Source organism: Arthrobacter sp. FW306-1B-G06A (assembly GCF_058781765.1).
This window is the reverse complement of the sequence record NZ_JBYSXB010000001.1, coordinates 74,976-99,970: the sequence shown is the minus strand read 5'-3', so window position 1 is coordinate 99,970 and position 24,995 is coordinate 74,976. Positions and strand designations below refer to the sequence as shown.

Here is a 24,995-nt window from a genome sequence, read left to right as displayed (position 1 = left end):
GCATCCCAGGGACCACTGACATTCTTAGGTCGAAGAACACCTGCCCACCGAAAAATCCCGGAAATCAGCAGAAATTTTCCATATTTGCTCGGGAAGGATTCCGGTTCCCGGGTCTCCTTCCGCCGCCACCGGCTCAACCTCGCAGCCGTCGATAATCACCCGATGGGCGACGTTGTGATCGGCTTCGCCGGCGTGAGGTGTGCTTTGCGGTGGGCTCCCCTCAAGCCCGTCCCGTCCGCCTCTGGCGTGCGCATCCGAAGCGGACGAGAATGGCCTCGTGGTTCCCCCTCGCCAAGGCGGGGCCGTCGTTCCAATGAACCCCGCCGCCCGAAAGATCCAAAGTGTCTATCTCACCTTGACCCTCGGCAATACCCTTGCGGCCTCGTTCATTTGGGGGATCAATACCCTCTTCCTACTGGATGCCGGACTCAGCAATCTTGAGGCCTTTGCGGCAAACGCCTTCTTCACTGCCGGGATGGTCGTCTTCGAAGTGCCCACTGGAGTGGTGGCCGATGGTTGGGGACGCCGCGTTTCGTTCCTTCTTGGCACGGTGACACTGGCCGGATCCACCTACCTTTACTTTCTGCTCTGGCAGCTTTCGGCCCCGTTCTTGTGGTGGGCCGTGGTGTCGGTGTTGCTCGGCTTGGGCTTCACCTTCTTCTCGGGTGCAGTGGAGGCCTGGCTCGTCGACGCGTTGCGCTTCACTGGATATGAGGGTGGCTTGGAGACGGTGCTCGGGCGGGGACAGATGGTGTCGGGTGCCGCCATGCTTGCGGGCTCAGTGGCTGGCGGGGTGATCGCGCAGGCCACCAACCTGGGAGTCCCGTTCCTGATTCGCGTGGGCGTGCTCCTCGCCATGTTCGTGGTGGCCTTCTTGCTGATGCACGACGTCGGCTTCACCCCCGAGCGCTCTGCCCATCCACTCAAGGCGACCCGTGCTGTCCTCGACGCCTCGATCGAGAACGGTTTGAAAAATCCACCCGTGCGGTACGTGATGTTGGCAGCGCCGTTCAGTGCCGGCGTCGGGATCTATGTGTTCTATGCCCTGCAGCCGTACCTGCTTCAGCTCTTCGGTGACCCGCGCGCGTACTCGGTGGCCGGGCTGGCAGCGGCAATCGTGGCGGGGGCGCAGGTGGTGGGCGGATGGCTTGCACCGCGTATCCGGCGCCTCGTTCGCAAACGCACTACGGTGTTGATTCTGAGTGGAGTGGTGAGCGCATCGATTCTGGTGGTGCTCGGGTTCACGAATGTCTTCTGGGTGGCCTTGGCGCTGTTGACGTTCTGGGCCATGGTCGACTCGGCGGCCACACCGGTACGGCAGGCCTACGTGAACGACATGATCCCGTCGAAGCAGCGGGCAACAGTGCTGAGCTTCGACTCGCTGATGGGATCAAGCGGTGGAGTGGTGGTGCAGCCGCTGCTCGGCCGGGCCGCCGATGTTTACGGCTACTCCGCCTCACTCGCGATCAGCGGCGTTATAGAGCTGATCGCGGTGCCGTTCCTCCTGGCGAGTCGTCGGCAGGGCTCTTTGGCTGATCAAGCCAACGCCTCGATCGCTACATCGGACGCGGAACCCCGGCAGTCATAGGAACTGGCCTACGGAAGCCGTGAAGCCCGGAGGAGCGTGGCCTCGCCGGCCTTGTCAGGATCAAGCGGTACAGGGCTAATTAGCACAGCTGTGCCACGATGCAGGAGGCCATCCGAAAGCGGTTGGCAGCGCACGCCACCGCGGCCGCGCATGGCGGCATGTGCGCCCGGAGCGAGGACCTGGTCCATCCACGCACAGGGGTGCGCCGGCCGGCCGCCCCGGAACCGCACAAGGCCGCCACGGGATTCCAACGCGAACTCTTCGCCCAGCAGGGGAGCCAGGTGGGCTCCCCTGAGGACCACATTGCGGCGCGTGAGGAGCGGGTCAAAAGGCGCGACCCCCAGCTCGGTGGCCATCGCCTCGAGCGACTCGATGGCTATCAGCGTCACTGCGGCATCCATGTGCGCGGCCTTGCCGAAGAACCGGTCACCGACGATGCCTTTGCCGCTTACGACGTCGACCTGCTCGGCGTCCCTTGTGGGCACCTCGGCGGCACCATCACGTGCGCGGCCGAAATAGGCGTGGCCGGATGACACGAGGAGATGCAGGATCTCCACGTCGTATCTGTAGCTTGCGGTCATGCCATAAGGCTATGCCTGTCCCGGGTGAGCAACCCCGGGCACTCTACCCCAACCTTGAAAAGCTAGTTCTTGCGACGCTGGAAATCAGCGAAAGCTCCGATGCCGGTTCCAACAAGCGCGATACCAGCAAGTATTGACCACCAGAGCTGCATATATCCGGCGGCCGTTATGAATAGCAGAACCGCTACCAATGCAAATAGAAGCAGGGAAATAGGAATGTCGCGAGCACCTTTAGGAGTCAAAACACGCTTCCTTGATCGAGGCGATGCCTAGAACCTCTCCAGAAAGACCACCGCCGGCGGCAACGACAGCTTGCCACTTCTTCTCCAACCCGGATGCCGCGTTCCAGGCGCGGAAGAGAATTTCGAAGGTCCTCTGAATACTTCCAAACCTTGCAACTAGTTTAGCGACTTTACCGGCGACCAGAGCGTTAGCAGCAACCTCTGCCGTAACGGTCGCTATACACTTGGCCCAGCCCCAAAAGTCGCTCGGATCAGCGGTTACCGGAAAGGCTGTGTTCTGATCAAAATCGATCGACTGCACGAGAGCCTCTCCGTCGAGGGAGAACCGCGTCGGAACAGCCCTGCCGAGCGCATCGTAAGCCCATGGAGCCCTGTAACCCCCAGCAATCGCACCCTCAGCGGTGCGAACAACAACGGAACCATCAGTGTCTATGGCTGCTTTTGATCCTGCGGGGAGCGACAAGGGAAACCGATATTCTCGATCCGCAGTGTTTGAAGCAATGTTGATCAGTGTCTGAGTTCCCTTGCCTGTGGCATAACTACTAATCACGGCACTGTTGAGTTTGGTGCTCAGAACCGGCTCACCTTGCCCGGCGAAAAGGCCGTCCGGGATCTTGCCCGGTTTTGCGAGAGCTTCGGATGAAGCCGTGCCCGGAAGAGTGATGCTTGCGGACCAAGCGCCGGCGCCAGAAACAACGATGTTCGTTCCGGGGACCGCAACAGTACTGACTTTGCTTGGCGAATGAACCCCTTCACCTAAAGAAACTGGCGATGCCTGTGCAACCCCCGCGCTCGACACCACGACCCCACTGGCGACAAGCGCGACAAGTAGAAGACTTCCGATTGAACCTAGCTTAGATCTGTTTGACATGGATCACCTTTCAGAGAGAGACAGGCGCTTCACGATCAAATTATGCATATGAGGCAAATGAGGGCAAGAGTTTTATGAAACAGGTCGAGGGAATTATTTTCAAATTCCAAAATGGGAATCACGGATTGCATTCCTCTCGCATGTCTCAATACTCAATCCACCGTCCGTCGCTACTCAATTTATGACTTTCGACCACTCAATTTCAGGTATACGTCACTCAATAGGAGCAAAAACTCTTGACATTAATGCGACTCTTATGATCGATGAGGTAGCCGGGGCTGAGCCGCGAAGATGACCGAGGCGGCGGTTGACCGCCTCGGTCGGCCTCCTAGGCATGGACCGTTGTGGTCACGCCGCCCGGGTCAGCAACTCCCGGGCGGCTCAGCTCCAGAACTCGGAGAGCTGCCCGGCAAGGGCTCTGCCTTGCTCGTAACCCGCCTGGGCCGCGGGCGGACGCAGCGACAGATCCATGGCATTGGCGCCGAACATGTGCTCGGAGTTGCTGTCCGGGAAGATCGTCTCAACTCTGCTGCCGCGTGCGCGAAGTTCGTCGACCTGCGTCGCGAGATGCGTGCCCCACTCCAGCGGTTGCAATGATCTGCCACCGAAGGGTGAGAGCACCAGGACCCGTCCGTATCCGGCTGCCAGATCGGCATTCTCGGCGTTCGATCGATAGCCGCCGTCAAGGTACCGCTTGTCTCCGATCCTGTAAGGCAAGCCGCTGGAACAGCTGGCGGCGATTGCATCCACCAAGTCGACGCCGCTATGGCGGTCGAACGCGACCGGTTCACCGTTACGGGCATCGACCGCCGTGATGAGCACTGTCCGTTCAGGCCAGTGCTGGCTGGGTAGCCGGGTGGCGACAGTGGTGCGCCATTGCGTTGACCAGGCGCCATCCGACGCCGCATCCATGTCGAGCGCCGCCGCGCCCAGTCGCCGGCGCATGTCAGCCACATCCTGGGCATCGGCGATGATCTTGTTGATCCGCTCGAGGTGGTTCACCACTGGCCTGGCCGATGCGCGTCCCGGCCCGGACCCGACCGGAGCGGGCCGTTGCGGGGGGACGGCGTCAAGGATGTTGACGAACAGTTGAGTTGGTGTCGCGCCGGCAATCTGGGCCGCGGCCGTTGATCCGGCCGAGGTGCCGATGGTCAGATCGGCGTCGGTCACATCCAGCCCGGCATCGAAGAGGCCGGCGATGACGCCGATCAGCCAGGCATTGCCTGTCGATCCGCCGCCACCGAGGACCAGCGCCCGATCGCGGGAGTGCAAAGGAAAAGAAGGTGTTGTGTTCATGGGAGTCGCCTTTCGCGAATTGCCTGTTTGGCGCTCCCGGTGGCGACTAGTTCAGTCGCGCGATCGTGGACTGCAGGGGAGCACCCATTGCGGATACTGCGTTCATGGGACTCACCTCCTGCTGCTGATAGATCACGATCGCCGCAACGCTAGCACGCCCGCAATGCGGAGCGCAACGGTCCGGCACTGCGCCGGCCGTCGCCCCTAATCCTCCACAGGGAACGCCACGCCTTCGCCCACCACGCGGAGGCACAGTTCCGTGCCGGGCTTGGTGATGGAAGCGTTCCAGTGCCGGATGGTGATGATTTCGCCACCTCCCGGGTAGGCCAAGGATGCGCCGGCGGCGGCAACGCGAGGCGCGAGCTTGATTCGCACGGTGGTCTCGGGTCCGAAATAGTCAGTGTCGACCACGACTCCGCGGATGGGACCGTCGGGAGCAATCCGGATCTGTTCGGGGCGGAGCATCAACTGCACGAGGCCCTGTGCCGGCGGACGGCGTACGGGTATGCCGCCCAGCGAACACGTGGCCAGGGAGCCTTCCATCCACGCGTCCAGGATGACTGCGTCGCCGAGGAATTCGGCCGTTGCCCGGTCCGCGGGACGGGTGTACACAACGAACGGGTTGCCGATCTGCGCCAGTTTCCCGCCGCGCATGATCGCCACCTGATCCGCGAAGGACAGGGCCTCGGCTTGATCGTGCGTCACCAGGATGGTGGTGACTCCGGCTTCGTTCAGCACCTTCGCCACGGCGCGCCGCGTGGCCACGCGGAGGCCGGCGTCGAGCGCTGAGAACGGCTCGTCGAGCAGCATGAGCTGCGGTTCGCGGGCCAGTGCGCGGGCAAGCGCCACCCGTTGCTGCTGGCCTCCCGAAAGCTGGTGGGGGCGCCTCTTTGCCATGTCCGCATCGAGGGAAACCATGTCGAGCAGTTCCTGGACACGGGCCTTCACGGCGCGGCGGCCGCCGTCGAGCGCTGATTTGTCCAGTCCGAACGCGATGTTCTGCCCCACCGTAAGGTGCGGGAAGAGCGCGCCGTCCTGGGCCACATAGCCAACATGCCGCTTGTGGGCCGGTACCCAGATCCCGTCCCCGGCCACCTTGTTTCCGTTGAGGCTGATGGAGCCGGTGTCCGGGTGTTCAAAGCCGGCGATCAAGCGCAGCAGGGTGGTCTTGCCGGATCCGGATGGACCGACGATAGCGGTGGTCCCACCCTTGGCCACGGAGAGGTTCACGCCCTTCAGCACAGCCTGGGAGCCGAAGTTCTTGGTGACCTCGGCGATGTCCAGATGCGTGTTGGTGGTGGGGGCCACCGAAGCCGCCACGCGGGGTGACGGAAGCCTTGAGGGGGATTGTTCGGTCACTGTCCGGCTACTTTCTTGGACTGTTGGAAAAGCAAGTACGTCATGGGGGCAGACAACAGGATCATGAGCAGGGCATACGGCGCCGCGCCTGAATAGTCGATCTCGCTGCTCTTGCTCCAAAACTCGGTGGCCAGGGTGTGCGTGCCATTGGGGGACAGCAGCAGCGTGGCGGTCAGCTCGTTGACGATGGCGAGGAACACCAGCGCGGCCCCGCCGGCGGCGGCCGGAGCTGTGAGGCGCAGCGTCACTTTCAGGAAGGACACCAGAGGGGCCTTGCCGAGCGATTGTGCGGCTTCGTCGAGCTCCTTGGGAGCCTGGGACAGCCCGGAGCGGATGTTGACCAGGGCCCGCGGCAGGAACAGCAGCACATAGGCTGCAATCAGGACCCCGGAGGTCTGGTACACGCCCGGGACCAGTCGGATGCTCACGGTGACGAAGGCAAGGCCCACGACGATGCCGGGCAGGGAACTGGTGACGTAATTCGAGAGCTCAAGCATCTTGCTGAACCAGCTGGGGTGCCGCACGGCCAGATAGGCCATGGGGAAGCCGACGACGATTGTCGCCGCTGCGCCTACCGTGCCATAAGCGAGGGTCTGGAGGAGAGCCGGAAGGAATTCGTCGGCCGACCAGACGCGGGCGCCACCGGCCACCACCCAGCGCAGGACAAAAAAGATCGGCAATCCGAAGGCCAAAACGGTGAGCGCAAGCAGGGCGAGCTGGGAGGGAAGCTGGTAGTGGTGCAAGGGAAGCCTGGTCGGCTTGGCCTGCGCGCCGGAACCGATACGGGCATAGCGTGCGTTACCGCGGCTCCTGACTTCGGCCAGGAGCAGGATGAGGCAGAAGAACACCAGGACGCTTGCCAACATGTTCCCGGCAGTGCCGTTGAACGTGGATTGGAACTGGGTCATGATCGCGGTGGTGAACGTGTCGAAGCGGATCATCGCGAACGCGCCGTATTCGGCCAGCAGGTGCAGCGACACCAGGAGTGCGCCACCGGTCATCGCGATCCGGAGTTGAGGCAGGACAACCCGGAAGAAGATGGCCCACGGTCCCAAGCCAAGGGAGGCCGCGGACTGCTCAATCGCGGGGTCGAGACGCCCCAGGGTCGCAGCCGCGGGAATGTAGACAAGCGGGAAATACGACAGTGTGGCGATGAGTACGCCGGACCAGATGCCCTCCAGCGAGGGCACGGCGGTCACCCACGCATAGCTGTTGACGAACGCCGGGATGGCCAGCGGGGCCGCCAGGGCCACGGCCCACCAGCGGTGCCCTCGCAGCCTGGTCCGCTCCACGAGCCACGCGCCACCGACTCCCAATACCAGGCAGATCGGCACCGTGAAGACCACCAGCATGACGGTGTTCAGGAGCAGCTCGCCAACGCGCGGCCGGAAGATGAGTGCGACGGCGGTGTCCCACCCGGTCGCGGCCGTCATGTAAGCGACGTACCCCAGCGGGATGAGCGAAAACAGTGCGATCAGCACGGCCAGGAGGGATATTGCAGAAACGCCGAAAGGCGGGCGGGGGCGCTTGCCCCTGCCCGCCGTCGTCGCGCTCGCCGAAGCCTCGGGAACTTCCGGGGAGATGCGAGCCGATAGATCAGTGGTCACAGAATTACAGCAGTCCTGCCTTGGTCATCAGGTCGGTGACCTTTGCGGAGTTCAATTTGGCCGGATCCACCGTGGGAGCTTGCAGATCCTTGATGGGAACGAGTTTAGCGTTCGAGTCGACGTTGGAAGCGATCGCGTATTCGTAGGAGGTCCCGTTCTTGAGGACTTCCTGGCCCTGCTTGCCGGTGACGAACTTGATGAAGGCCTGGGCAGCTGCGGAGTTCTTGGAGGATTTCAGCACGCCGCCGCCGGAGACGGACAGGAAGGCGCCGGGGTCCTGGTTCTTGAAGAAGTACGGGGTGACGTTCTTGGAGTTCTCGCCGGTCTTCGCCTGGTCGCCATAGTAGTAGTAGTGGTAGATCAAGGCGGCGTCGATTTCGCCGGCGTTGACGGCTTTCATGGCGGTGCTGTTGCCCTTGTATGCCTTGAAGTTGTCCTTCATGCCCTTGAGCCACTCGGAGGTGGCTGCTTCGCCCTTTTGTTCGAGCAGGGCGGCAACGATTGCCTGGAAGTCAGCGCCGGACGGCGAAGCAGCCCACTTGCCCTTCCACTCCGGCTTGGCCAGGTCCAGCATGGACTTGGGCAGCTTGTCGTCGCTGATCTTGGTCTTGTCGTACACCAGGACAGTGGAGCGGGCGGCGATGCCGGTCCATTTGTTGGTGGACGGACGGTACGCGGCCGGGACCTGGTCCACAGTGGCCTTGTCGATGTCCGCGAAGAGGCCGGCGTTCTCAACCTGGGCCATCGCTGGGGAGTTCTCCGTGAGGAAGACGTCGGCCGGGGATGCCGCGCCTTCCTGGATGATCTGGTTGGAGAGCTCGGTGTCGGAACCCTGGCGGATGGTGACCTTGACGCCGGTCTGCTTGGTGAACGCGTCCACCCATTCCTTGGTCAGGGTGTCGTGCTGGGCGTTGTAGACGGTGATTTCGCCACCCACTTTAGTGGAAGTAGCAGCGGACTCGGGGGCTGCGGAGGAGGCGGTGCCGTTGCCGCAAGCGGCCAGGCTCAGGGCTGCAGTGGCGGCGAGTGCGATGCCGGCCAGCGCATGTGCGCGGATCTTCATGAGGGCTTCTTTCTGCGAGCAAATCCAAGGGAGCCCGGGGGAAGTGGGTGCGGGCTCACAGCTTGAAACTTTAGGTTAGCCATACCTAAACTTCCATCCAGAATGCCCTATTGTGACGGGAATCACATGTATTACGCAAGATTTACATGACCTAATGCATGGAGGTGGTGTGTCGTCGGTTGAGCGAGTGCCTTGCGGCAGTCGATAAGCTGGCTCCATGCCCGGTCTCGCCGAATTCCTGCCGACCTTCCTCGGCGTCGGCGTCCTGATGGCGGCCACGTTGGCACTGCTCTTGGCGTTCCGCACCCCTCACCCTTTCGCTCCCGCACTGGCCATCCTTCGCGGAGCCGTGCAACTGGCCGCGATCAGTTTTGTTCTGGGCGGTGTGATCACCAGCCCGCTATGGGTGGCAGTAGCCCTGCTGGTGATGTTTGCCGTGGCCGCGATGAGTGCCACGCGACGCATTGGCTGGAGCCTTCATCATTTGGGCTTGGTCAGCGGCTCCATGGCCGCTGGCATCGGAATGACGCTCGCCGTCATTTTCGCGACGGGAGCCATCGCGTTCACTCCCCGCTATGCGCTCGCCATCGGCGGCATCGTCATTGGCAACGGCATGACCATCGCAGTCCTGGCCGGCCGGCGCTTCAAGGAATCCGTTTACGAGCACTGGGAGGAAGTCGAGGGTTGGCTCGCGCTCGGTGCCACCCCGAGGCAGGCAACCCTTGATCTTGCCCGGCGGAGCGTCTATTCGGCCCTGATCCCGTCAACCGATCAAACCAAGACGACGGGACTTGTCACCCTGCCCGGCGCGTTCGTCGGGGCGATTTTTGGCGGGGTTTCTCCCTTTGAGGCAGGGCGCTTCCAGATCGTGGTGCTCGCGGCGATCATGGCGGCAGGTTCCATCACCGCCGTCATGATCATCGGAATCCTCGCACCGGTCCGCGTGCGCCCAGCGACGCTGCGCTGACACTGCCTAACGGGAGCGAGCCTCCGGCCGACAGTAGGAACTGAACCGCACTCCTACAAGCGCCTCCCTACCTAAAGCAGAAACGGCCCATGATCGTTGTCACCCGCCTGAACGGCACCAGCTTTGCCGTGAATCCGGACATCATTGAACGGATCCACGAAAGCCCGGACACCCATCTGGTGACCCTCGACGGCGCTACCTATGTTGTGCGCGAAAGCCTTGCGGAGGTCGTGGAACTAATTGCGAACTACCGCGCCTATATTCTTCGGCGGGCGCAGGACCTCCCCACCGTCACGGGCTATCCCTTGAGCCTCGTGCGCACACCGGACTCGGACGGAAGGTAAGCCATGGATCCCTCAACAATAATCGGCCTGTTCCTGGCCTTCGGCTCGGTGGTCGCCATGGTGACCCTCGAAGACGCCAATCTCATGGCCCTCCTGCTTCCCGCGCCCATGGTCCTGGTTTTCGGTGCCACCCTGGCCGTAGGTCTTGCCGGGAACACGTTCCGCGATACCGTGCGGGCGTTCAAGGACCTCCCCAAAGCGTTCAAAGGAAAGACCGACAAGCCGCAGGACAGTATCGACCAGCTGATCAGCCTTGCCGAGAAGGCGCGGAGCGAGGGGCTTCTCTCCCTCGAAGAGGCGGCCGCGGACGAGAAGGATCCGTTCGTGGCCCGGGCCCTCCAGAACATCGCCGACGGCACCGATGCCGAAGAATTGCGCATCCTCATGGAGGACGAGATCGATTCCAAGATGCGCAGCGACCACGTCTCCGCCAAGTTCTTCGCGAGCCTGGGCGGCTACGCGCCGACCATCGGCATTATCGGCACCGTGGTATCGCTGACCCACGTCCTTGAAAACCTCTCCTCACCCGATCATCTGGGACCAATGATCGCCTCCGCTTTCGTGGCCACGCTCTGGGGTTTGTTGTCCGCGAACTTCATTTGGCTGCCGTTCAGTTCGCGGCTCAAGCGACTGTCCGAGCTCGAAATCGAACGCATGACCCTCCTGATGGAGGGCATGCTGGCGGTACAGAACGGGACCCAGCCCCTCCTGCTCGCCGAACGGCTCCGCGCCATGGTTCCCCCGGACCGCCTCGGCAAGGCGAAATCCGGAAAGAAGGGCGACGACGACGAAGCCCGCCCCGGCAAATTCGCTTCGTCCAAGGCCGCATGAGGTCCCGGCGCCGCCGCGGTTCACCTCCGGCGGAAGAACACGTCGACGAACGCTGGATGGCTTCCTATATGGACATGGTCACGGTGCTCATGTGCATGTTCATCGTGCTCTTCGCAATGTCCACCGTGGACCAGGCCAAATTCGACAAACTCCGCAATTCTCTCGCCACCGGGTTCGGCGCGGTGGCCAGCCAGAAGGTCGACACCGCCAGCGGGACGGTCGTTCCGCCGGAATACACCAGCGCCGACGCCCAGGGATTCTCCAACTTGGACCTCGCACTCAAGGAAGCGGCCCGGCTCACCGCTTTGCGCGACGACATGAAGTCCAAGCTCGACGCCGCGGGGCTGGGAGCCAATGTGCAGTTCCAGATCAACGAACGCGGACTCACCGTGAAACTCGTAGGATCGCAGACCTTCTTCGAACCCGACCGGCCGGAACTGACGCCCCGCGCGAGCCAGGTCCTTGGAATGATCGCCCCGACCATGGCGAAGGCGGCCCTTGAAATCATGGTGGAAGGCCACGCGGCCAACGGAGTCACCTCATACCCCTCTACGTGGGAGCTTTCTTCCGCCCGCTCCGTCAACGTCCTCAGGTACCTCGTCGACCATGGAGGAATTTCTCCAGGGCACATCGGCGCCGTTGCCTTCGGATCCGCCAGGCAGGTCAACGATGATTCCACCGAGGCGCTGATGGAACTCAACCGCAGGGTCGACGTCGTCGTCCTCTCGGACCGGCCCGAAGTGGTCCGCGCCCTGATCCCCGAGGCGCTCAAGGCGAGGGCCGGCGGCGAATAGCGGCCGGTGCGCTTGTCGCGGCGGTGACGGGACGGCGTCGGGCACCATGGAAGTGACGGGCGTGCCGAGGTACGCTCGTGGCATGACCCCGGAAGACATCGCCCGGCTCACGTACTTGCGCAAGGCCCGTGACCTGATCGACCGCGAGTACGCCAAGCCTCTCGACGTACCCACCATGGCCAGCCATGCGTTCATGTCACCGGCGCACTTTTCGCGGCAGTTCCGCGCCGCCTATGGCGAGACCCCTTACAACTACCTCATGACCCGCCGGATCGAGCGCGCGATGGCGCTCCTGCGCGGCGGAATGAGCGTCACCGACGCGTGCATGGAGGTCGGTTGTACGTCACTTGGCTCCTTCAGCTCGCGGTTCACTGAACTCGTCGGCGTGCCGCCGAGCACATACCGCGCCCGCGAGCACCTGGCCGTGGCTGCCATGCCCGCGTGCGTCGCGAAGATACGTACGCGGCCCAGCCGAAACGAAGCCAGCAAGCGTCTGGAAGCGCTGGCGGTCGGCGCAGACTGACTCAGGCCGTAGCCGGCCACGACTTCAACTGAGGTTCCGCCCCGATGGGGCGGGACCTCTGCTGCGTCCGGGACGTCCACTAACCCGGGCAGAGCGCCGCCGGAAATACGGGTCACATTTGATTTGCGGAAGTTTCATAGCGTCACCACCGCATTTGAGGATTATTCTGAAGCCATGCCAAATATTCGAGTATCTGAAGCGGCCCGGTTCCTCGGCGTCAGCGACGACACCGTCCGGCGTTGGACCGAGAACGGCATCCTGACTCCGGTCAAGGATGATTCAGGCCGGCTGGCCGTGGATGGGCTGGAACTTGCCCACGTCGCGCGGGACCAGGCCCAGCTGCCCGAGGATCCCACCCGGGTGGGCCGCTCGGCGCGCAACCGTTTCGTCGGCCTGGTCACCGGCATCACGGCCGACAAGGTCATGGCACAAGTGGAACTGCAGTGCGGTCCCTTCCGGGTCGTCTCCCTCATGAGCAGCGAAGCGGTCCGCGAGCTCGGGCTCGAACTCGGCTCGGTCGCCACAGCCGTGGTCAAGGCCACCACGGTCATCATCGAAACTCCCCAAGGAAAGAGCACCATATGAGGATCATCCCCAAACCTTTCGCCGCGGTGCTCGTCGCCGGCGCCCTCGCGGCCGGCATGACAGGCTGCGGTTCAAGCACTCCCGCAGGCACCGCAAACGGCGGATCCGCCAGCGCAAGCGAAACACCAAAGCTCTCCGGCACGGTGACGGTTTACGCGGCTGCCTCGCTGAAGGCAACGTTCACCAAGCTGGCCAGCGAATTCGAAGCTGCGAACCCGGGTACAAAAGTGGCCCTGAGCTTCGCCGGGTCTTCTGACCTCGTCACCCAGATCACCCAAGGCGCTCCGGCGGACGTCTTTGCCTCGGCTGACACGAAGAACATGGGCAAGCTTTCCGACGCCAAGCTGCTCGACGGAACGGCCAAGAACTTCGCCACCAACGTCCTGACCATTGCCGTCCCGCCGTCCAACCCGGCGTCGATCAGTTCCTTCGAGGACCTCGCCAAGCCGGGCGTCAAGGTGGTGCTCTGCGCCAGCCAGGTACCCTGCGGCTCCGCGGCCCAAACCATCGAAAAGGCCACCGGCACAACCCTGAAGCCCGTCAGTGAAGAGTCTTCCGTGACTGACGTCCTGGGCAAGGTCGCCTCAGGGGAGGCCGACGCCGGACTCGTCTACGTCACCGACGTCAAGGGCGCAGGGGACAAGGTCAAGGGCATCACTTTCCCGGAGTCGGACAAGGCCGTCAACACCTACCCGATCGGCACCGTTGGCACCAGCAAGAACAAGGACCTGGCTGCCGCGTTCATCGCCTTGGTGACGGGAAGCGAAGGCAAGAAGGTGCTCGGCGACGCCGGCTTCGGAACGCCGTGACCCTCCGGAAAGAAGCGAGCAGGATTCAAGAAGCGCTCGTCAACGCCCCGGACTAACGTCGTTGCCATGACTATTTCATTGCAGTACTCACATATCACTGTCAACGATCCCGACGAAGCGCTCACCTTCTACCGGGACGCCCTCGGCCTTGAGGTGCTCAACGACGTCGCGCAAGGCGGATTCCGGTGGGTGACTCTCGGCAGCAAGGACCAGCCGGGTGTTGAAATCGTGCTATCCGAACCGCATGCGGGCCGGTCCAAGGCCGACGGCGACTCCCTCCAGGAGCTGCTCACCAAGGGTGTCCTGGGGCCGATCGTCTTCCGCTCCGACGACGTCGACACGCTCTTCGAGAAGGTCAGGGCGTCCGGCGCGGAGGTCATGCAGGAGCCGATCGACCAGCCGTGGGGTCCCCGTGACTGCGCCTTCCGCGATCCTTCGGGCAACATGGTGAGGATTTCGCAGGCTCCGGCCGCGTAGCTTGGTCTATTCTTAGCGGTGAAGAGCAGCTGTTCCGGTTCCGCGTTCAACCGGGTTCTGCCGCAAAGGAAGATTCGGGGATCTGAGGCTCACCATGGATGCTGGCGCTGAGCTCTGTACGCCGTTTCTGACCCAGCTACCAGTAAGCGGTGCAGCCGTGTCCATGTTCGGCGGGGCCGCGTCGGAGACCCTCGTGTGCGCTAGCGACAAACTGGCGGCCAAGCTTGATGAGCTGCAGTTTGATTTGGGGGAAGGTCCAAGGTGGGAAGCCTTGCGCACCAAGCTCCCGGTTCTTGTCCCCGATGTGCGAAATTCGCATCCGTACTCGTGGCCGGTTTTCAGCAAAGCAGTCCTGGAGACCGAAGCTGCGGCGCTGTTTGTGTTCCCGGTGACCCTGGGCGCTTTGGAGCTCGGGGTTGTGGAGCTCCACAATACGAAACCGGGGAGCCTGAGTTACGCCGATTATGCGACAGCATCGGTCCTTGCCGGCCAAACGGCATGGCATTTGTTGCGAGGGGTTCTGTCGGTGAACTCGCCCGACACAAACCCCGCCGTGGAAGCGGCGTTGATGTCCCGGCGGGAGATCCACCAGGCCACGGGAATGGTCCTGGCACAATCAGGGAGTTCCGCTGCCGATGCACTTTTGTTGATGCGTGCACACGCGTTCGCGCATGCGCTGACATTGCGCGAAACAGCCGAGGCAGTGCTGCAGGGACGCCTGAGTTTTGCCCCGGGGAATGACGCGCACGGCAGCGGCGGTCTGCAGTAATATGGCGACATGGTGACGACAAGCCGCGCCGAGCGCGTCAGCGCGGCCTTCGTAAAGATCACGAACACGTTGGTCGCTGACTACGACGTGCTGGACTTGCTCCATGCGCTCGTCGAGGCATCCGTGGATCTGCTCGATGCCGCCGCCGCCGGGTTGCTGCTTGCAGATCCTCACGGCGAGCTGCAAGTCCTGGCCTCCACCAGCGAGCGAAGCCAGCTGGTTGAAATACTCCAGCTGCAGGCGGGCTCCGGTCCTTGTGTTGAGTGCTACCGGACAGGAACGCCGGTGGTCGTGGAGGACATAGCGTCCTTGACCGGCCAATGGGACGAATTCCGGGCGGCCGCCCTTTCGCAGGGATTCCGTTCCGTCCACGCGGTACCGATGCGCGTTCAAGGAAGAACCATCGGAGCCATGGGTCTATTCGGCGAACGGTCCGGCGCCCTGACGCCCGAGGACGTTGCCATCGGCCAAGCGCTGGCGGACGTTGCGACGATCGGCATCCTGCAGGAACGCACCATCCGCGAATCGGCGGTTGTCAACGAACAGCTTCAGCGCGCCCTGAACAGCCGGGTCCTCATCGAACAGGCCAAGGGGGTCATTGCCTACACTGCCGGAGTCAACATGGAAGAGGCGTTCGGGCGCTTGCGCTCATTTGCACGCGCCAACAACCAGAATCTGCATGACACGGCAGCGCGTGTCATCAACCGGACCCTGACTCTATAGGCGGCAAAGACCGTCCGCCGAGCTAGGGTCTGGTAACCGGGCGAATCCGGAGAAATTCCTGGTGGGACGCTAATTCGATGCCCAGTGCTGCCGCCGAAATGTCCTCGAGAGCATCCATCATCGATTCGAAGGCAGCCCCGTTTCCGGGTTCCGAATTCTCATCGCCGAATTGGATCGACCGGAAGAACGTAAAGCGCGCCACTTTTATTTTTAGCTCCGCGATGAGTTCGTCGATCTCCGCCAACGGGTAATCCCGCCAAGCTTCGGACTCTGCTGTGGCCGCGGGACGCCGGGCGTGGGAGGTGCGGGTGCTGGGGTCGCCTGGCATGATGTGTGATGTCCTCCTGGAGCGTGCGCCGACGATTGGCGCTGCCAGGGTCCAGGGCAACACACCTAGCCTATCCGACATGCCATCACGCGGAAAGGCTCTGATAAATAGTCCCTTACCCCTGCACTTTCCTTGCCGATAGTGGCAACCGTGAGTGAACAGGAAGATCAATCGGCGGGACGGCAGCGCACCGTGGACGTCTATGACTTCCGCAGGCCCACCACCTTGCCGCGACAGCACAGCCGCGTCCTGGAAGTCGCCTTCGAGACGTTCGCCCGCCAATGGGGAACACAGCTGACGGCCAAGGTCCGCGTGAAGTCCACCGCGACCCTTGAACAGCTCATCATGCAGAGCTACGACGAATACGCCGCATCCCTCCCTTCGGTCACGGCGATGGTGCTGTGCCGCATTGAGGGCAGCGAATCGCGGCTGGTCATGCAGTTTCCTGCCACGGCGGCATTGTCCTGGGTCACCCGCATGCTGGGCGGGGCCAGCGAGACGGCGGTCCCGGATCGTAAGTTCACCCAGATCGAGCAGTCCCTCATCAGCCGCATGGTGGAAGACGGACTCGAGGACCTGAGCTATTCCCTTGGCGCCCTGCTGACCACCCCTGTGCGCATGGACGTTATCCAGTACAACTCCCAGTTCGCCCAAGCCGCGGCTCCGGCAGAGCTCATGATCGTGGCCTCCTTCACCGTGAAGGTGGGCGAAAGCCTTGCCGCAGCCAGCCTCGCGATTCCCGCCGACATCCTCCTTTCCGGGCTTGGCGACGTGAATCCCACTGTCCACAGCCGCGACGCCGAGGCGCTTGTCCGCGCCCAGGTCACCCAGGTGCCGGTGGACGTCGCCATCCAGTTGAGCCCCACCCCGGTGACGCCCGCGCAGATCCTGGGCCTCGCCGTCGGGGATGTCATTCCGCTGCCGCACCTGGAGAACCGGCCGTTCGACGTCGCCATCAACGGCACCCGCCTGGCCACCGCAGCACCGGCCCGCAACGGCTCCCGTGCAGCCGCCGTCATCGTCACAATCGAGGAGAACCAGCGATGAGCATCACCCTGACCCTGCACGAGTCCGCGGCCGAGCGTTTGGCGATGCAGCTGCCGACCCTTGCAACGCTGCGCGTCTCCGGGATTGTCCCGCCCCAAGCCGCTGCGCCATATGCACCCCTCGCGATCACTGCCACTTTCGTCGGCGCCGTGACCGCGGACTTCGCACTCATCCTCACCGACCGTTCCTTCCTTGCCGCTGCCGGCGGGTTGAACGGCGTCGTCTCCGGCGGAGTCGTGTCCGTCGTTGACGTACTGCGCCCCGCGATTGAACACGCGGCTGACGCGTTCGACGCCGGCGTGCTGGGGGAGTTGCGTGAAGAAGACGCCACCGGACTGCTGTCCGACTCCGAAACCGCTGTTTTTGAATTGCGTCAATCTCCCGCGTCCGACGGCGGGCAGGCATTCGGCTGGTTCGCCGTGCGGGTCCGCGAACACGGGACCGTCCAGGACGCGGCCGCCGCACGGAACGCCCAGGTGGGTGCCGTTTCGTCACGCCTTGGACTGATCAGCAACGTCGAAATGGCCCTCACCGTGGAAATCGGCCGCACCCGTATGTCCGTGCGCGACGCCCTCGCCCTGGAACCGGGCAAAGTGATCGAACTGGACCGCTCGGCGGGTGCACCCGCGGACGTCCTCCTCAACGGACGGCTGATTGCCCACGGTGAAGTGGTCGTCGTGGACCAGGACTATGCCGTGCGCATTACCCGCATCCTGGACGTCGCCGAGGGAATCTACTAGATGGATTCGCTCATCCTCGGGCTGCGCGTGCTCGTGGCCTTGGGCGCGGTGCTGGGGCTCATTTGGGTCCTGCAGCGCCGCCTTCTCAAAGGAAAGGCCAAGGGCCGACGCCGGGCCAACACCACGCTGACGGTGGTCAGCCGGCAGAGTGTCGGACAGAAGGCCTCCGTAGTGGTGGTCGACGCCGGCGACAAACGCTTCCTTTTGGGTGTCACCGAGCACGCCATCAACGTCCTGCATAGCAGCGACGTCCCCGTGGAGGTTCTGGAGACCGCTCCCGCACCCGAGAGCTTTGCCGACATCTTCCGCGACGCCGGTAGCGCGGCACGTGCGGACAAGGGGCCCCAAGCCGCCGCATTTGAAGGCAGTGGGCTTCAAGCCGCTGCATTTCAAGGCAGCGCACTCACGCGCCGCAGCGAGATCCACCGCCGCAGCGAACCGGACAAAACACAGCCCATGCACGGCTCCATCCTTGCCGGTTCCACCTGGCGGCAGGCCGCCGAGGCCATCAGGGGACGCCGGAATTGATCCTGACTCTTGGGCCTGCCGGTGCCCCACGCACCGGCAGGATATTGCTGGCCGTGCGCAGGACACTTCCCGCGGTGCTCTGCGTCCTGTTGCTGACAGCCCTCTTCCTGTGGCTCGGCGCGTCAATTGGACATGCGGCACCGGTCAGCCCGACGCCACCCACCGCGCCCGCAGTTCCCACCGCGCCGGCGCAGCCGTCGAACGGCAACGTCAGCATCAATATCAATGGCCTCGATGGAAAGCCATCCACGGCGGTGGTGACCCTGATCGGGATCACGCTACTCTCGGTCGCGCCTGCCCTGCTGCTCATGATGACCTCGTTCACCAAGATCTTCGTGGTGCTGGCGATGACCCGCAACGCCTTGTCCCTCCCGTCCATCCCGCCCAACCAGGTGCTGGCCGGACTGGCGCTTTTCCTGTCCCTGTTCGTAATGTGGCCCGTGATCTCGGAGATCAACAACGTCGGCATCCAGCCCTACCTGAACGGAACACTGGACTTCAACGGAGCCGTTTCGGCGGGGTCCGCGCCGCTCCAGCACTTCATGGTGGCCCACACCCGCCAAGAAGACATTGCCCTCATGACCCGGGCGGCCAAACTGGATAACCCGGCCAACCCGCAATCGGTCCCGCTACAAACCCTTATCCCCGCGTTCATGATCTCCGAGCTCAGGGCAGCGTTCATCATCGGTTTCGTCATTTTCATTCCGTTCCTGGTGATCGACCTGGTGGTCTCGGCCGCGCTGATGTCCATGGGCATGATGATGCTTCCGCCGGTGATGATCTCGTTGCCCTTCAAAATCCTGCTGTTCATCCTGGTGGACGGCTGGGGATTGGTGATCACCGCCCTGATCCAGAGCTATTCGAGCGGCTGATGGATACCCACGCAGTCCTGGACATTTGCCTCCAGGCCCTGATTCTTGCGGCCAAGCTGGCCGCGCCCGCCTTGGTGACCGCGCTAGTGGTGGGCCTCGCCATTTCCCTCCTGCAATCCATCACTCAGCTTCAGGAAGCCACTCTCTCCTTCGTGCCCAAGGCAGTCGCCGTGGCCGTGGCCCTGGTGGTGTGCGGGCACTGGATGATCACCGAGGCCGTCTCCTTCACCAACGAGCTCTTTGCCCGGATACCCGCGCTGATCGGCGGAGCGTGAAGTGGAGCTGCCCTTCAACCAGTCCTGGCTTGAGGTCCTCTTGTTGGCCTCCGTCCGGATGACGGCGTTCCTGGTGGTGGCCCCGCCCTTCTCGCACCAAACTATTCCGCTGCGGATCAAAGGGATGCTCGGCATCGGATTGGGGCTCGCCGTTTCCCAACGTCTCTCCGCCGGCTACGCCTCCAAGGACACCGCCGGCTTCATCGCGGCCGTGGTCCTTGAGCTCGTGACCGGGTTGGTCCTTGGCTTCCTCGTTCTGCTCGTCTTCGCGGCCATCCAATCGGCCGGCAGCCTGATAGACCTCTTCAGCGGCTTCCAGATGGCCCAGGGCTTCGATCCCCAGATGATGATCAACGGGGCCCAATTCACCCGGTTGATGCAGATGGCCGCCCTGGCCCTGCTTTTCGCCTCGGACGGCTACCAACTGATGATCGGCGGCTTGACCGGGAGTTTCACGGCCTTGCCGCTGGCTGGAGGACTGGATTTGGCACAGCCGGTGCACGCGATGATTTCGGCTGTCACCGGGATGTTCCTCTCCGCGGTGCAAATCGCCGGGCCGCTCCTTGTGGTGTTGGTACTCGCCGATATCGGGCTGGGGCTCCTCACCCGTGTAGCGCCCGCCCTGAATGCTTTTGCCCTGGGCTTCCCGCTCAAGGTCCTCATCACCCTCGGGCTTGCAGGGTTCCTGTTCCTGGCACTGCCGCGCCTCGTTGCCATGCTCGCCGAGCAAGCGGCGAACACACTGATGGGGGTGGGCTGATGTCGGATTCACAAGAGAAAACCGAGCAAGCCACGGACAAACGGATGCGGGAAGTCCGGTCCAAAGGGCAGCTTTCCCGCTCGCAGGACCTCACCGCCTGGCTCGCCGTCGGATCCGCCGCGGCCATGATTCCGTCCACCATCGAGCGTGCCTCCAACGCTGCGGCTGACCAACTGTTCACCGTCCGCGGAGTCATCGCGAACCCCGAGCCCGGCAAAGCCGTCGCGGCGCTCGACGCCGGGTTCGGTTCCCTGGCCCAAGTGCTGGGGCCCCTGTTCGGGGTGGTCATGGTGGTGGTGCTCGCCGGATCCGCGCTGCAGGGCGGCATCCACTTCAAGAAGTTCCGCGCCGAGTTCGAGCACTTCAACCTCCTCAGTGGCCTCAAGCGGATCTTCGGCACCCAGGCACTGTGGGGCGGCCTGAAAGCGCTCCTCAAGACCGCCGTCGTCGGACTTGTCCTTTACGCCGTTGTGCAGGGGCTCATCCCGGTGCTGCTCACTGCCGGGGGACTGCCGGTGTCCGGCATCCTTTCGGCAGCAGTCGGGGGCATCGGTTCGTTGATCCAGTTCGCCGTGCTGGCGGGCCTGGTCCTAGCTGCCGCGGACATCTTCGTGGTCATGCGCCGCAACCGCAAGAAGACGCGCATGTCCAAGAAAGAAATCAAGGACGAAAACAAGAACAGCGACGGCGATCCCCTGATCAAGTCCCAGCGGCGTTCGCGCCAATTGAGCATGAGCCGGAACCGCATGATCGGCGCGATCGCGGACGCCGACGTCGTGATCGTCAACCCGACGCACGTCGCCGTCGCGCTGAAGTACGACGCCGGTAAAGCGGCACCGCGCGTCGTGGCCAAGGGAGCGGGGGTGATCGCTGCCCGCATCAGGGAAGAAGCGGAGGCGACATCGGTTCCGATGGTCCAAGACATCCCGCTGGCGAGGGCACTGCACTCGGCCTGCGAGCTGGGCCAGGAAATCCCCGTGGAGCTGTACCGGGCCGTGGCGGGAGTCCTGGCGTTCGTCATGTCACTCAAGGCCAGGGGAGCGGCACGCGGAATGCACCGTTTGCCGCAAGAAAGGACACAGCAATGAACAGATTCGCCAGGCTCACCGTGCCGGTGGGAATCGTGGGCATCGTACTGCTCCTAGTTGTTCCGGTACCCGCGCCGCTGCTGGACTTCCTGATCGTCTGCAACATCCTGCTCGCCTTGTTGATCCTGCTCACGAGCATGTTCGTCAAGAAGCCCTTGGACTTCTCCGTCTTCCCGTCATTGCTGCTCGTGGCCACGCTGTTCCGGCTGGGGCTCAACGTCGCGTCCACCCGGCTGGTGCTGGGACAAGGATTCGCCGGGCAAGTGATCGACGCTTTCGGCAAGGTCACCGTGGGCGGCTCCATGATCATCGGCGCCGTGGTGTTCCTGATCCTGGTGGTCATCCAGTTCGTCGTGGTCACCAAGGGCGCCGAGCGCGTGGCCGAGGTGGGAGCCAGGTTCACCCTCGACGCAATGCCCGGCAAGCAGATGGCCATCGACGCGGACCTCAACGCCGGCCTTATCACTGACGCCCAGGCCCGCAAACGCCGTGCCGAGGTGTCCGCCGAGGCCGATTTCTACGGCGCGATGGACGGTGCCTCGAAATTCGTCAAGGGCGATGCGATCGCGGGCATCATCATTATCATCATCAACTTTGTCGGTGGCATTGCCATCGGCGTGCTGCAGCGCGGCATGAATGTCGGCGACGCGCTGAGTTCCTACGGCCTCTTGACCATGGGCGACGGGCTGGTCACCCAGATTCCGGCCCTCCTCATGGCCGTGTCCACGGGCATGATCGTCACCCGGTCCAATGCCGAGGAAGACATGGGCCGCACGGCCTCCTCGCAGCTCATGCAGTCGCCCAACGCCTTGCTCATCGCGGGGCTGGCCGCCGTCGCCATGGCGCTCATCCCCGGCATGCCAGTCGTGCCCTTCCTGCTGGTGGGCGCTGCCCTGCTGTTCGGCTCGAGGCGCCTCGAGGCGCAGCAGAAGAAGCACAACGAGGCGGAGGACGCCAAGGAAGCGGCCACCTTAAGCTCCGAAGAAGACCCGAACGAGCGGCTCATGCAGGACATGCGTGTCCACCCGGTCGAGATCCTGCTGGCTCCGGACCTTGTTGACATGGTCTCCGGCGCCTCGGACGACCTCCTGGCCCGCGTCCGTTCCTTGCGCCACAAGATCGCCATGGAGTTGGGGATCGTGATTCCACCCGTCCGCACGCGCGACAACGTCGAGCTGCCGCCGTCCACCTATGCCATCCGCATTGCCGGAGTGGAAGCCGGACGCGGCACGGCGCCGTCGGGCAAGTTGCTGGCCCTCGGCGATTACCTTGACGCCTTGCCGGGTACCTCCACCGTGGAACCTGTCTTCGGGCTGGCCGGCAAGTGGATTCCCAGCGAGATGCGCCACAGCGCGGAAATGACCGGAGCAACGGTGATCGACCGGGTTTCCGTGCTGGTGACCCATTTGTCGTCGATCGTGTCCGCCAACGCCGCAAGGCTCCTGACCCGCGAGGACGTCAGGGTGCTGACGGAAGGCGTGCGCAAGCAGAGCCCGGCCGCCGTCGAGGAGCTTATTCCGGGGCTGATGTCCCTGGCGGAGGTGCAGCGGGTGCTGCAGGGCCTCCTCGAAGAACAGGTCCCCATCAACGATCTTCCGCGCATTTACGAGGCCCTTGCCCTCCGTGCCAAGGTTTCCACCGAGCCCGAGGCCCTGGTCGAAACCGCCCGGCAATCCCTCGGCCCGGCGCTCGCGGCCAAGTTCCTGGACGGCACGGTGCTCAATGTCATCATGATCGATCCGCTCCTGGAGCAGTCCATGCTTGAGGACATGCGTCCGGCCGAAGGGGGTACCCAGATCGTGATGAGCCAAGCCCGGCTGGATGCCGTCCTGGCCTCTGTGCAGTCTTCGGTGGAGGCCGCGGCAAATGCCGGACGGCAAGCTGTCCTGGTGTGCGCCCCGGCGCTGCGCCCCGCCGTCCGGCGGCTCGTGGCAGCTCCCGACGGCGGTGTTCCCGTGTTGTCCTACCGCGAAGTGACGTCCGCAAACATCCAGATCGAAACCGTGGGGGTGGTCCGCCATGCCGAAGCAATACAAGCTTAAGGGCGCATCCCTGGACGCCATCCGCCAAAAAGCCGAGCAGCAGTACGGGCCCGGGGCTCGGATCGTCGCCGCCGAGAAGGTCACCAACCCCGGAATCGCAGGGCTCTTCGCGGCCAATCGCTACGAGGCCACGATCGAAGTTCCGGCAGCGGGTTCATCCCAACTAGCTAGCAATAGTTGTCGTTCTGACGGCCCAGAACGACAACAACTGCGAGTTAGTTGGGAGGGCCCTGCGGGCGGGGAGGCGCATGCGTTGCAGGGGCCCGCGATCGCCGCGCTCCTGGAGCAAGCCGACGCGGCCGAGATGGACCTGCACCGGCCCGAGGCAGCCGTTTCAACGGCCTCCCCGGATTTTGCCGGGATGTTGGAGCAGTTAGGAAAGGAGTTCCAGGCGCCGGTTTGCGGACCGCAAGGGTTGCCGACCGCGTTGCCGGCGGCCGCCGTCGGGCACCTCGTTCCTGTGGCCGTACCCGTGCCGCTTACCGGCAGCGGCAACCTGATCATCCTGCTTGGCCTCGGCGACGACGCGTTGGGACCAGCGCTGGAAGTGTCCATCGCCGAGGGCGGTTCCGACGTCCGGACAGCCGGAGCGTTGACAGCTTTCGGGCACCTCCACGTGGCGGGGCGCCAGGGCGCGACGGCGGCGCGCGCCCAAGCGGTGCTCACCGGCCAAACCGTGCTGGTGGCGTACGGTCTCGGCCGGCAGGGCGAAACCGTGACGCATGCGGCGGACATCGCGGCGCTCGCCGCAGACCAGTTGTGGCTGGTTGTTGACGCCGGGCGGAAGGCTGAAGACACGGCGGCCTGGGTCCGGGCGCTCTCCGCAGCCCTTGCCGCCGAGGGAGTCACGGTTGACGCCCTTGCTGTTTTCGGCGCGTCGGAGACCGGAAGTCCCGAGACGGTCAACGGGCTGGGTCTCCCCATCGGGTGGGTGGACGGCAAGCCCGCCCGCGTTGCCGTGCTCGGAAAGGTAGATTGAGAGCATGCTGGTACTGACACGCAAGCCGGGCGAACAGATCATGATTGGTGAGGACATTGTCATCACCGTCATGGAAGGCCGCGGCGACGGCGTGCGGATCGGGATCGAGGCACCCCGAGGGGTGTCCATCCAGCGTCGCGAAGTGGTCGAGGCGATCGCCGCTGCCAACCTCGCTGCTGCCCAGGCCGGCCCCGAAGCCGAGGAGCTCGTTGCCGGGCTGCGCCCGCCTGTCCGGAAACCGGGCAAGGACTAGGCCGGGTACTACTCCAGCCCCAGGAACTCCCTGAGGAGCGGCAGCGAGCAATCCCTGGTCACGGCCAAGGCCCGTTCGATATTGGCGTTTTCCGCAAGCAGCATCACGTCATCCACCGTGTCCGCACACGCGACCGCTCCCGGCGCTGCCGGGGCTGCGTCGCCGGGCTGAACGGAGCCAAGCGGCGGGTTCCCGGCCCCTTGCAGCCCCATCTGGAGAGCCTCGACGTTGGCCGCCGCGGTTGTTTCGACTTGCTTGAGCACCTGGACCAGCTCACGGTGGTGTTCTTGCAGCAGTTCCGGCCAGACTCCGGGCGGGGCCACTGAAGCGATCATCGGCAGCGTGGCGTTGGCCGACAGCCGCCATTCAATAGCCACGGCCGACGATTCGATGTTCCGGGCAAGCGTGTCGAAACGAAGGTTTTCCAGGACCTTTTCCACGTCAGCGGCAGCGAACTTCAACCAATGCCAGTTGCCTGCCCGAACGTGCAGCAGCTGTGTTTCAAGCCGGTACAACAGCAGTTCCAGCTGTCTCCGCTCACGCCACAGCGTCGCCGAAAGCTCATCCGCCCCCACGGTTCCCCATTCCCCGGTTTGGACTCGGAACATGGTTCCGAGTCCTGTTTTTCTATCTTTTTCATGAGCGTACACGCAT

At 63.7% G+C, this 24,995-nt stretch carries 29 protein-coding genes; 21 read left to right on the top strand and 8 right to left on the bottom strand.

Going from position 1 to position 24,995, the window contains the following annotated elements; genetic code table 11:
- Positions 1-313: 313 nt before the first annotated feature.
- Complete coding sequence (locus AC3WJM_RS00475; protein WP_492270971.1) at positions 314-1,588, top strand: MFS transporter; 1,275 nt, start codon at positions 314-316, stop codon at positions 1,586-1,588.
- A gap of 8 nt (positions 1,589-1,596) precedes the next feature.
- On the opposite strand, the gene AC3WJM_RS00470 is transcribed toward AC3WJM_RS00475, so the two are convergent.
- The 6 genes from AC3WJM_RS00470 to AC3WJM_RS00445 form a co-directional block, all read right to left on the bottom strand.
- Positions 1,597-2,169, bottom strand: a complete 573-nt coding sequence (locus AC3WJM_RS00470; RefSeq protein ID WP_492270970.1) for an MOSC domain-containing protein — start codon at positions 2,167-2,169, stop codon at positions 1,597-1,599.
- A gap of 231 nt (positions 2,170-2,400) precedes the next feature.
- Entirely contained in the window at positions 2,401-3,282 is an 882-nt protein-coding gene (locus tag AC3WJM_RS00465; protein ID WP_492270969.1) for a hypothetical protein, read from the bottom strand.
- Positions 3,283-3,663: 381 nt separating this feature from the next.
- The gene (locus AC3WJM_RS00460; protein ID WP_492270968.1) at positions 3,664-4,578 is read right to left on the bottom strand and encodes a patatin-like phospholipase family protein; all 915 of its coding nucleotides are present in this window, start codon (positions 4,576-4,578) and stop codon (positions 3,664-3,666) included.
- A 204-nt stretch (positions 4,579-4,782) separates the two neighbouring features.
- Positions 4,783-5,937: an ABC transporter ATP-binding protein gene (locus AC3WJM_RS00455; protein ID WP_284989585.1), complete on the bottom strand. Its 1,155-nt coding sequence runs from the start codon at positions 5,935-5,937 to the stop codon at positions 4,783-4,785.
- A complete protein-coding gene (locus AC3WJM_RS00450; RefSeq protein ID WP_492270967.1) occupies positions 5,934-7,544 on the bottom strand; it encodes an ABC transporter permease in 1,611 nt (536 codons plus the stop codon). The genes AC3WJM_RS00455 and AC3WJM_RS00450 overlap by 4 nt, the downstream gene beginning before the upstream one ends.
- A gap of 4 nt (positions 7,545-7,548) precedes the next feature.
- Positions 7,549-8,607: an iron ABC transporter substrate-binding protein gene (locus AC3WJM_RS00445; protein WP_306963051.1), complete on the bottom strand. Its 1,059-nt coding sequence runs from the start codon at positions 8,605-8,607 to the stop codon at positions 7,549-7,551.
- A 217-nt stretch (positions 8,608-8,824) separates the two neighbouring features.
- Between AC3WJM_RS00445 and AC3WJM_RS00440 the strand changes: the two genes are divergently transcribed.
- From AC3WJM_RS00440 to AC3WJM_RS00395, 10 genes are all read left to right on the top strand, one after another.
- Positions 8,825-9,574, top strand: coding sequence for an ABC transporter permease (locus AC3WJM_RS00440; RefSeq protein WP_441432742.1), 750 nt, complete (start codon positions 8,825-8,827; stop codon positions 9,572-9,574).
- Positions 9,575-9,663: 89 nt separating this feature from the next.
- On the top strand, positions 9,664-9,918 hold the full coding sequence (locus tag AC3WJM_RS00435; protein WP_492270966.1) for a flagellar FlbD family protein: 255 nt from the start codon (positions 9,664-9,666) through the stop codon (positions 9,916-9,918).
- A gap of 3 nt (positions 9,919-9,921) precedes the next feature.
- On the top strand, positions 9,922-10,749 hold the full coding sequence (locus AC3WJM_RS00430; protein ID WP_492270965.1) for a motility protein A: 828 nt from the start codon (positions 9,922-9,924) through the stop codon (positions 10,747-10,749).
- The gene (locus tag AC3WJM_RS00425; protein WP_492270964.1) at positions 10,746-11,543 is read left to right on the top strand and encodes an OmpA/MotB family protein; all 798 of its coding nucleotides are present in this window, start codon (positions 10,746-10,748) and stop codon (positions 11,541-11,543) included. The genes AC3WJM_RS00430 and AC3WJM_RS00425 overlap by 4 nt, the downstream gene beginning before the upstream one ends.
- An 82-nt stretch (positions 11,544-11,625) precedes the next feature.
- On the top strand, positions 11,626-12,066 hold the full coding sequence (locus AC3WJM_RS00420) for a helix-turn-helix transcriptional regulator (protein WP_284989589.1): 441 nt from the start codon (positions 11,626-11,628) through the stop codon (positions 12,064-12,066).
- A 174-nt stretch (positions 12,067-12,240) separates the two neighbouring features.
- Positions 12,241-12,651 carry a TOBE domain-containing protein gene (locus AC3WJM_RS00415; RefSeq protein ID WP_059388228.1) on the top strand — a complete coding sequence of 137 codons (411 nt, stop codon included), beginning with the start codon at positions 12,241-12,243 and terminating at the stop codon, positions 12,649-12,651.
- Positions 12,648-13,460, top strand: coding sequence for a molybdate ABC transporter substrate-binding protein (gene modA / locus AC3WJM_RS00410; RefSeq protein ID WP_307052745.1), 813 nt, complete (start codon positions 12,648-12,650; stop codon positions 13,458-13,460). The genes AC3WJM_RS00415 and modA overlap by 4 nt, the downstream gene beginning before the upstream one ends.
- Before the next feature lie 66 nt (positions 13,461-13,526).
- On the top strand, positions 13,527-13,937 hold the full coding sequence (locus tag AC3WJM_RS00405) for a VOC family protein (RefSeq protein ID WP_059388226.1): 411 nt from the start codon (positions 13,527-13,529) through the stop codon (positions 13,935-13,937).
- A 94-nt stretch (positions 13,938-14,031) separates the two neighbouring features.
- Entirely contained in the window at positions 14,032-14,706 is a 675-nt protein-coding gene (locus AC3WJM_RS00400) for a GAF and ANTAR domain-containing protein (RefSeq protein ID WP_059388225.1), read from the top strand.
- 9 nt (positions 14,707-14,715) lie between these two features.
- Positions 14,716-15,429, top strand: a complete 714-nt coding sequence (locus AC3WJM_RS00395) for a GAF and ANTAR domain-containing protein (protein ID WP_059388224.1) — start codon at positions 14,716-14,718, stop codon at positions 15,427-15,429.
- A 22-nt stretch (positions 15,430-15,451) separates the two neighbouring features.
- Here AC3WJM_RS00395 and AC3WJM_RS00390 read toward each other — a convergent pair whose 3' ends face one another.
- Complete coding sequence (locus AC3WJM_RS00390; protein ID WP_284989591.1) at positions 15,452-15,757, bottom strand: hypothetical protein; 306 nt, start codon at positions 15,755-15,757, stop codon at positions 15,452-15,454.
- A gap of 150 nt (positions 15,758-15,907) precedes the next feature.
- Here AC3WJM_RS00390 and AC3WJM_RS00385 point away from each other — a divergent pair, with 150 nt between their 5' ends.
- Genes AC3WJM_RS00385 through AC3WJM_RS00340 form a run of 10 tightly spaced genes read left to right on the top strand, consistent with a single transcriptional unit; the run spans position 15,908 to position 24,341 of the window.
- A complete protein-coding gene (locus AC3WJM_RS00385) occupies positions 15,908-16,804 on the top strand; it encodes a flagellar motor switch protein FliM (RefSeq protein ID WP_284989592.1) in 897 nt (298 codons plus the stop codon).
- Entirely contained in the window at positions 16,801-17,544 is a 744-nt protein-coding gene (gene fliN, locus AC3WJM_RS00380; RefSeq protein WP_284989593.1) for a flagellar motor switch protein FliN, read from the top strand. The genes AC3WJM_RS00385 and fliN overlap by 4 nt, the downstream gene beginning before the upstream one ends.
- Positions 17,545-18,072, top strand: coding sequence for a flagellar biosynthetic protein FliO (fliO, locus tag AC3WJM_RS00375; RefSeq protein ID WP_307052748.1), 528 nt, complete (start codon positions 17,545-17,547; stop codon positions 18,070-18,072).
- Between the two features lie 53 nt (positions 18,073-18,125).
- Positions 18,126-18,944, top strand: coding sequence for a flagellar type III secretion system pore protein FliP (gene fliP / locus AC3WJM_RS00370; RefSeq protein ID WP_441432746.1), 819 nt, complete (start codon positions 18,126-18,128; stop codon positions 18,942-18,944).
- Entirely contained in the window at positions 18,944-19,219 is a 276-nt protein-coding gene (fliQ, locus tag AC3WJM_RS00365; RefSeq protein ID WP_492270963.1) for a flagellar biosynthesis protein FliQ, read from the top strand. Before fliP ends, fliQ begins: the two co-directional genes overlap by 1 nt.
- Before the next feature lies 1 nt (position 19,220).
- Positions 19,221-19,979 carry a flagellar biosynthetic protein FliR gene (locus AC3WJM_RS00360; protein ID WP_492260642.1) on the top strand — a complete coding sequence of 253 codons (759 nt, stop codon included), beginning with the start codon at positions 19,221-19,223 and terminating at the stop codon, positions 19,977-19,979.
- On the top strand, positions 19,979-21,067 hold the full coding sequence (locus AC3WJM_RS00355; protein WP_492270962.1) for an EscU/YscU/HrcU family type III secretion system export apparatus switch protein: 1,089 nt from the start codon (positions 19,979-19,981) through the stop codon (positions 21,065-21,067). The genes AC3WJM_RS00360 and AC3WJM_RS00355 overlap by 1 nt, the downstream gene beginning before the upstream one ends.
- Positions 21,064-23,109: a flagellar biosynthesis protein FlhA gene (locus tag AC3WJM_RS00350; protein WP_492270961.1), complete on the top strand. Its 2,046-nt coding sequence runs from the start codon at positions 21,064-21,066 to the stop codon at positions 23,107-23,109. The genes AC3WJM_RS00355 and AC3WJM_RS00350 overlap by 4 nt, the downstream gene beginning before the upstream one ends.
- Positions 23,087-24,088 carry a hypothetical protein gene (locus tag AC3WJM_RS00345; RefSeq protein WP_492270960.1) on the top strand — a complete coding sequence of 334 codons (1,002 nt, stop codon included), beginning with the start codon at positions 23,087-23,089 and terminating at the stop codon, positions 24,086-24,088. The genes AC3WJM_RS00350 and AC3WJM_RS00345 overlap by 23 nt, the downstream gene beginning before the upstream one ends.
- Before the next feature lie 4 nt (positions 24,089-24,092).
- A complete protein-coding gene (locus AC3WJM_RS00340; RefSeq protein WP_284989600.1) occupies positions 24,093-24,341 on the top strand; it encodes a carbon storage regulator in 249 nt (82 codons plus the stop codon).
- An 8-nt stretch (positions 24,342-24,349) separates the two neighbouring features.
- On the opposite strand, the gene AC3WJM_RS00335 is transcribed toward AC3WJM_RS00340, so the two are convergent.
- The gene (locus AC3WJM_RS00335) at positions 24,350-24,949 is read right to left on the bottom strand and encodes a hypothetical protein (RefSeq protein WP_059388216.1); all 600 of its coding nucleotides are present in this window, start codon (positions 24,947-24,949) and stop codon (positions 24,350-24,352) included.
- Positions 24,950-24,995: the final 46 nt, after the last annotated feature.